We start from the raw sequence: 7,913 nt of genomic DNA, 5'->3' as shown, positions 1-7,913 counted from the left end.
TTTTTAGACTGAAACAGGTGTAAACCTATTTCAGGACTAGACATCAGGCCTGAACCCTTAGTGGTGCTCACGCGTAGCGCGGAAGCTCACGTCTGGCCAGCGCTCTTCCATCAGCGCCAAGTTGACGCGGGTCGGAGCAAGGTAGGTCAGGTGACCGCCACCGTCCACCGCCAGGTTTTCCACGGCTTTGACGCGGAAATCTTCCATTTTCTTTTTATCGTCGCAATCAATCCAACGCGCCGAGTACACGGTGATTGGCTCGTAGGAGCATTCCACTTTGTATTCTTCTTTCAGGCGGCTCGCGACCACATCAAATTGCAGCACACCCACGGCGCCCAAGATGATGTCGTTGCTGCGCTCTGGGAAGAACACCTGTGTGGCGCCTTCTTCGGCCAGTTGCTGCAAGCCCTGACGCAGTTGCTTGGACTTGAGCGGATCGCGCAGGCGCACGCGGCGGAACAGTTCCGGGGCGAAGTGCGGGATACCGGTGAAGCTCAGGCTCTCACCTTCGGTGAACGTGTCACCGATCTGGATGGTGCCGTGGTTGTGCAACCCGATAATGTCGCCCGCAAAGGCTTCTTCAAGCTGCTCACGTTCAGAGGAGAAGAACGTCAACGCGTCGCCAATACGCACGTCTTTGCCAGTACGCACGTGGCGCATTTTCATGCCTTTTTCGTACTTGCCTGAGCAGATACGCATAAAGGCAATACGGTCGCGGTGTTTGGGGTCCATGTTCGCCTGAATCTTGAACACGAAGCCGCTGAACTTCTCTTCAACCGGCTCAACGGTGCGCTCATTGGCCACACGGGCCAATGGCTCCGGCGCCCAATTGACCACGGCATCAAGCACATGATCGACACCAAAGTTGCCCAACGCCGTACCGAAGAACACCGGGGTCAGTTGGCCATCAAGGAATTCCTGCTGGTTGAATTCATGGCAGGCACCTTGAACCAGCTCCAACTGATCGACGAAGCGGTCGTACTCGTCACCCAAGTGGGCGCGGGCTTCGTCGGAGTCGAGTTTCTCGATGATTTTGACGTCAGTGCGTTCATGACCGTGACCGGCGGTGTAGACGATGATGTAGTCGTCAGCCAGGTGATAAACACCCTTGAAGTCGCGGTAGCAGCCAATCGGCCAGGTGATCGGCGCCGCCTTGATCTTGAGGACCGCTTCGATTTCGTCCAGCAACTCGATCGGGTCGCGAATATCGCGGTCGAGTTTGTTGATGAAGCTGACGATAGGCGTGTCCCGCAGACGGCACACGTCCATCAGGGCGATGGTGCGTGGCTCAACCCCTTTACCGCCATCGAGCACCATCAGGGCCGAGTCGACCGCAGTCAATGTGCGGTAGGTATCTTCCGAGAAGTCTTCGTGGCCAGGGGTGTCGAGCAGGTTGATCATGTGGTCGCGATACGGGAACTGCATGACCGACGTGGTAATCGAAATACCCCGTTGTTTCTCCATTTCCATCCAGTCGGAGGTGGCATGGCGGTCGGACTTTCGCGATTTCACCGTACCGGCGACAGCAATCGCCTTACCCATCAGCAAGAGCTTCTCGGTGATGGTGGTCTTACCCGCATCGGGGTGGGAAATAATGGCGAAAGTGCGGCGTTTCGCGACTTCGGCGGCCTGTTGGGTCATGGGAAATCGCCTGACGATTGATTCAAAAAAGGGCGCGGATTATAGCCCAAATCAGGGCTGAACAGCCACCGTTGGTACCCTTGCTCATCGGCCAAAGGTGGCAATATCCTGTAAAACATGTGAACCTTTTGCGCAGTGGAGGCGTCCACTCTCCTGATACGACAAACCGTCAGGGGCTGAAATATCAGCAAGTTAGCCTGACGAGGCTGCGCTAATGACAGGTGTATAGCGGAGTTTTTCGCACCCACTTGTTGCTCTTCGCGAACACATTGTCGGCAGCCAGAAATGGCCTTGCCACACGAGAATGTGTCCGCCGACTGAAAAAAAGGAGTCCGTCTGTGGCTAATCGCTATGGAAAAGGGCTTATAGGATGCGTGGTTGTTGCCGCCCTCCTGGCCCTGTTGGTCCACTGGATCGGCATCAGCACAATCGAACACTATCACGATGATTTGTTGTTCTACCTGCAAGCCCACCTGTACCTCGTACTCGCTTCAATGCTTGCCGCCCTCCTTGTAGGGATACCCGCTGGCATTTTCCTCAGCCGACCGAATATGGCCGGACGTGCGGAACGCTTCATGCAGGTCTTCAACATCGGCAACACCGTGCCTCCTCTGGCGGTACTGGCCATTGCCCTGGGCTTTCTAGGCATCGGCAGCGGGCCTGCCATCTTCGCCCTGTTCCTCGCCTCGTTGCTGCCCATTGTGCGCAACACCTACGAAGGCCTGAAAAACGTTCAGGGTTCGCTCAAGGAAGCCGCCGTCGGCATCGGCATGACCCCGCGCCAAGTACTTTGGCGAGTTGAACTACCCAATGCCGTCCCCATCATCATGGGCGGTGTGCGCGTCGCTTTGGCGATCAACGTCGGTACTGCACCGCTGGCGTTTCTGATCGGCGCCAACAGCCTGGGCAGCCTGATTTTCCCTGGCATCGCCCTCAACAATCAGCCGCAACTGATCCTTGGCGCTGCGTGCACCGCGCTATTGGCATTGCTGCTCGACGGCCTGGTGATACTCATCAGCCGCCGCTGGCTGGAACGCGGTCTGCGACCTGCATAGGTCCAGCTGAGCAAAGGAATAACCATGAAAAAGATTAGCTTTTTATTAGGCTGCGTCCTGCTGTGCGCAGGAATTGCCCAAGCGGCCGAAAAACCCGTGATCCGCATCGGAGCGCGCGTGTTTACCGAGCAAACCCTGCTCGCGGAAATCACTTCGCAATACCTCAATAGCAAGGGCTACAAGGCTCAGGTCACCGGCGGGCTGGGCAGCAGCCTGGCACGCTCCGCCCAAGAATCCGGGCAATTGGACATGGTGTGGGAGTACACCGGTGTGTCGCTAGTGGCCTACAACCACATCACTGAGAAGCTCGACAAAGAACACGCCTACGAGCGGGTCAAGGAAGTCGACGCGAAACAAGGACTGATCTGGCTGCACCCGTCCAAGTTCAGCAACACGTATGCGCTGGCACTGCCGCAAAACGTGGCGCAGGCGTACCCGGACATCAACAGCATCAGCGACTTGGACAAGGCACTGCGTGATCCGCAAAACAAAGGGGCGCTGGTGGCACTGGATACCGAATTCGCCAATCGCTCCGACGGCTTACAGGGGATGGTCAAGCTGTACGACATGGACCTGACCCGCAAAACCATTCGCCAGATGGACGCCGGGTTGGTCTATACCGCGCTGAAAAATGGTCAGGTGTTTGCCGGGCTGGTTTACACCACCGACGGGCGCTTGAGCGCTTTCAACCTCAAGCTGCTGGACGACGACAAACATTACTTCCCGGACTACACCGCAGCGCCAGTGGTACGCAAAGCCTATCTGGATCAGCACCCGGACCTCGAAGGTCTGCTCAAGCCGCTGGCCGATCTGTTTGACGACGAAACCATGCGCCAACTCAACGCACGGGTCGACGTCGATCACGAAAGCCCGTCCAAAGTCGCCGCAGACTTTCTGCGCCAACACCCACTCAACTGAGGAGAAGACATGGAATTTCTAAACGCCTTTTCCCACATGGACTGGACGCTGGTCGCACACCTGACGTTGCAGCACATCACCTTGGTCGGCATTGCCGTCACCCTGGCCATCGTGGTCGGCGTACCGCTCGGCGTGCTGATGACCCGCTTTCCATCGCTGGCTGGCCCGATGCAAGCCAGCGCCACGGTGCTGCTGACCATCCCTTCGATTGCGCTGTTCGGCCTGCTGCTGCCGTTTTACTCCAAATTCGGTCAGGGCTTAGGCCCAATGCCAGCCATCACGGCCGTGTTTTTGTATTCACTGCTGCCGATCATGCGTAACACCTACCTCGCCCTCACAGGTGTGGAAGCCGGTATTCGCGAAGCCGCCCGCGGCATCGGCATGACCTTCGGCCAGCGCTTGCGCATGGTTGAACTGCCCATCGCCGTGCCGGTGATCCTGGCCGGTGTACGCACCGCCGTGGTCATGAACATTGGCGTCATGACCATCGCTGCCACCATCGGCGCGGGTGGTCTGGGTGTACTTATTCTGGCTGCAATCAGCCGTAGCGACATGTCGATGCTGATCGTCGGCGCGGTATTGGTCAGCCTTCTGGCCATCGTCGCTGACCTGTTTCTGCAATGGTTGCAACGCTCGCTGACGAGTAGGGGGTGTTCGCCGCAAATGACGGGCGCGCCGTCGCCCCACAAAGCGCAAGACTAGGCGCGAGGAGAGATGTTTGGATTTTCAAATGAACGACGAGCAACGACGTATTGCGCTTTGTGGGGCACGGCCCTACGGGTTGGCGTTGTGATCGCCACGGGCCGCGTTATGGGGCTTGGCAAGGGAATTACATTCCCTGCGCCCCACGCCTTGCCCGGGGCGATCACAACACCAACGCGCTCCGCCATTTGCGGCGAACACCCCCTACCTGGATTACTGAAATGATCGAACTTCAAAACCTCAGCAAGACCTTCCAAAGCAACGGCAAAGATGTAAAGGCCGTGGACTCGGTAAGCCTGACCGTCAACGAAGGCGAAATCTGCGTATTCCTCGGGCCATCGGGTTGCGGCAAAAGCACCACGCTGAAAATGATCAACCGCCTGATCAAGCCGACCTCCGGCAAGATTTTGATCAACGGCGAAGACACCACTGACCTCGATGCGGTCACGCTGCGCCGCAATATCGGTTATGTGATTCAACAAATCGGTCTGTTCCCGAACATGACCATCGAAGAGAACATCACCGTGGTTCCGCGCCTGCTGGGTTGGGACAAGCAAAAATGCCATGACCGTGCCCGCGAACTGATGAGCATGATCAAGCTGGAGCCCAAGCAGTACCTGCATCGCTACCCGCGTGAACTGTCGGGCGGCCAGCAACAGCGTATCGGCGTGATCCGCGCCTTGGCGGCCGACGCACCGCTGCTGTTGATGGATGAGCCATTTGGTGCGGTCGACCCAATCAACCGCGAGATGATCCAGAACGAATTCTTCGAAATGCAGCGCGCGCTGAACAAGACCGTGATCATGGTCAGCCACGACATTGACGAAGCGATCAAGCTGGGCGACAAGATCGCCATCTTCCGGGGCGGCAAGTTGCTGCAAATGGACCACCCGGACACCTTGCTGGCGCACCCGGCTGATGACTTTGTCAGTAACTTTGTGGGCCAAGACAGCACGCTAAAACGCCTGCTGTTGGTTAAAGCCGAAGACGCGGCCGACAATGCGCCATCGGTCAGCCCTGAAACGCCGGTAGGCGACGCCCTGGAACTGATGGACGAACTCGACCGCCGCTATGTCGTAGTGACCTGCGCAGACAACAAGGCGCTAGGTTACGTACGTCGTCGCGACCTACATCGCCAGACCGGCACCTGCGGCCAATACCTGCGCGAGTTCACCGCCACGGCGGCCTCCGAAGAGCACTTGCGCATCCTGCTGTCGCGCATGTACGAGTTCAATCGCTCGTGGTTGCCGGTCATGGATACCGAGCATGTGTTCCAAGGCGAGGTGACACAAGAATCGATTGCCGCGTACCTGAGCTCGGGTCGCTCACGCGGGGCCAAAACCAGCATTGTTTCGCCCGCTGAAACCGCCTTGGCTTAACCCTCCCCTTTACAAGCGAGCTAGTCTCGCGATCTTTTGACCTTTAAAAGATCGCGAGACAAGCACGCTCTTACAGGGCGTATCCAACACGAATCATGTTCTGAGCCATCACTGCACCGCCATTGATGGAGCCCCGCCCGTCTTTATGATGGTTCGCACGCCTTTCGCTGCGAGCCAACCCATGACCCACGCCAAAACTCTCTATGACAAGCACATTGATTCGCACACCGTGTGCGCGCTCGATGATCAAGGCCATGTCTTGCTTTATATAGACCGTCAGGTCATTAACGAATACACCAGCCCGCAAGCCTTCAGTGGTTTGCGTGACGCTGGGCGCGACGTGTGGCGCCCCCAAACTGCCTTGGCAGTGGTTGATCATGTGAACCCGACCGCGCCCATGCGTGTGGCCGCAATGGCCGATGCGGGCGGCGCGTTGCAGGTCTCGTATCTGCAACAAAACTGCGAAAAATTTGGCATCGAGTTGTTAGATGTGCTCGACCAGCGCCAAGGTATCGAACACGTTATCGCTCCCGAGCAAGGGTTCATTTTGCCCGGCATGGTGATCGCGGCAGGCGACAGTCACACCACGACTTATGGCGCGTTGGGGGCTTTCGGTTTTGGCATTGGCACCTCCGAAATCGAGCACCTGCTGGCCACTCAGACGCTGGTCTACAAACGCCTGAAAAGTATGCGTGTAAACGTCGAAGGCACGCTGGGCCTGGGGCTGACGTCCAAAGACCTGATCATGGCCCTGATCGCCAAGATCGGCGCTTCTGGTGCCACCGGTTATGCCATTGAATTTACCGGCTCGACTATCGATACATTGAGCGTCGAAGCGCGCATGACCATCTGCAACATGGCCGTCGAAGCCGGTGCTCGCGGCGCCTTTATGGCCCCCGATGACAAAGTGTTCGCCTACCTGCAACTCAAGCCTCGCGCCCCGCAAGGCGAACAATGGGTGCGTGCCATGACCCGCTGGCGCCTGCTGTACAGCGACCCCGACGCGCAGTTCGATCAAGAGGTGCAACTGGACGCCTCAGAGCTGGAACCGATGGTCACGTGGGGCACCAGCCCCGACCAGGCCGCGGCCATTGGCAGCCGCGTGCCGGACCCGCAAGCGGTCAGTGATTTGATCGTGCGTCAGGACATGCGCCGCGCCTTGAACTACATGGGCCTGCAAGCGGGTACGCCGCTCAATGAAGTGGTGATCAGCCATGCCTTTATCGGTTCGTGCACCAACGCCCGCATTGAAGATTTACGCGACGCAGCCCACGTGGTACGCGGCCAGAAAGTGGCCTCGCATGTGCGGGCGATGATTGTGCCAGGGTCGACTCAGGTGCGTGATCAGGCCGAGGCCGAAGGGTTGGCCGCGATCTTTACCGACGCCGGGTTTGAGTGGCGTCAATCGGGTTGTTCCATGTGCCTTGCCATGAATGATGACGTGCTCGCCCCCGGCGACCGCTGCGCCTCCAGTACCAATCGCAATTTCGAAGGCCGCCAGGGTACTGGGGCTCGCACCCACTTGATGAGCCCAGCGATGGTCGCGGCCGCCGCCATTACTGGCCACCTGATCGACGTTCGCCAACTGTCAGGGAGAATCTGAGCATGCAACCTTTTACCACCGTCAGCGGCAAGGCGGCACCGATGCTTGCGGCCAATATCGACACCGATGTGATCATGCCCAAGCAGTTTCTAAAGGGTATCGACCGCAACGGGCTGGATCGCGGCGTGTTTTTTGACCTGCGTTTTCTGCCGTCGGGCGCGCCTAACCCTGAGTTCATCCTTAATCAACCGGGCTGGCTAGCTGCACGTTTTCTGGTCACTGGGCCAAATTTTGGCTGTGGCTCAAGCCGTGAACATGCGGTCTGGGGATTGAAACAACTCGGTATACGCGCCTTGATAGGCAGCAGTTTTGCCGGGATTTTCTATGACAACTGCCAGCGTAACGGAGTGCTGGTGATCACCCTAGAAGACGTACTGGTGCAGGCGCTGGGCCGGCTCATCAGCCAGCCCGAGACGGCCGACATTACGGTTGACCTAGTCACGCAAAGCATCCGCCTGGCGGAGGGTTCAGTGATTGATTTCAAGATCGACGGTCTGCGTAAAACGGCGCTTTTGCAGGGGTTGGATGCGATTGGCAGCACCTTGCAGCGCAGTGCGCAGATTCGCGAATTTGAGCAGCGGCATTTGCAGGCCAACCCCTGGTTGCGCTGAAAAG

The 7,913-nt window shown here is 58.0% G+C and carries 7 protein-coding genes; 6 read left to right on the top strand and 1 reads right to left on the bottom strand.

Annotated features, from left to right (window positions below; all coding sequences use genetic code 11):
* Positions 1-57 precede the first annotated feature (57 nt).
* The gene (locus tag B347_RS0117115; protein ID WP_019410917.1) at positions 58-1,641 is read right to left on the bottom strand and encodes a peptide chain release factor 3; all 1,584 of its coding nucleotides are present in this window, start codon (positions 1,639-1,641) and stop codon (positions 58-60) included.
* Positions 1,642-1,979: 338 nt separating this feature from the next.
* Here B347_RS0117115 and B347_RS0117110 point away from each other — a divergent pair, with 338 nt between their 5' ends.
* The 6 genes from B347_RS0117110 (at position 1,980) to leuD (ending at position 7,909) form a co-directional block, all read left to right on the top strand.
* On the top strand, positions 1,980-2,696 hold the full coding sequence (locus B347_RS0117110; RefSeq protein ID WP_026014257.1) for an ABC transporter permease: 717 nt from the start codon (positions 1,980-1,982) through the stop codon (positions 2,694-2,696).
* A gap of 24 nt (positions 2,697-2,720) precedes the next feature.
* Positions 2,721-3,614 (top strand): glycine betaine ABC transporter substrate-binding protein, encoded by an 894-nt coding sequence (locus B347_RS0117105; RefSeq protein ID WP_019410915.1) that lies wholly within the window; start codon positions 2,721-2,723, stop codon positions 3,612-3,614.
* 9 nt (positions 3,615-3,623) lie between these two features.
* On the top strand, positions 3,624-4,316 hold the full coding sequence (locus B347_RS0117100; protein WP_019410914.1) for an ABC transporter permease: 693 nt from the start codon (positions 3,624-3,626) through the stop codon (positions 4,314-4,316).
* A gap of 221 nt (positions 4,317-4,537) precedes the next feature.
* Positions 4,538-5,695 carry a betaine/proline/choline family ABC transporter ATP-binding protein gene (locus B347_RS0117095; RefSeq protein WP_019410913.1) on the top strand — a complete coding sequence of 386 codons (1,158 nt, stop codon included), beginning with the start codon at positions 4,538-4,540 and terminating at the stop codon, positions 5,693-5,695.
* A gap of 181 nt (positions 5,696-5,876) precedes the next feature.
* Positions 5,877-7,298, top strand: coding sequence for a 3-isopropylmalate dehydratase large subunit (leuC, locus tag B347_RS0117090; protein WP_026014256.1), 1,422 nt, complete (start codon positions 5,877-5,879; stop codon positions 7,296-7,298).
* Positions 7,295-7,909, top strand: coding sequence for a 3-isopropylmalate dehydratase small subunit (gene leuD, locus B347_RS0117085; protein ID WP_026014255.1), 615 nt, complete (start codon positions 7,295-7,297; stop codon positions 7,907-7,909). The genes leuC and leuD overlap by 4 nt, the downstream gene beginning before the upstream one ends.
* The last annotated feature ends 4 nt before the right edge of the window (positions 7,910-7,913 follow it).

This window comes from Pseudomonas psychrophila HA-4 (assembly GCF_000282975.1).
GTDB classification, from domain to species: domain Bacteria; phylum Pseudomonadota; class Gammaproteobacteria; order Pseudomonadales; family Pseudomonadaceae; genus Aquipseudomonas; species Aquipseudomonas psychrophila_A.
This window is presented reverse-complemented; position numbering and strand designations above follow the sequence as displayed.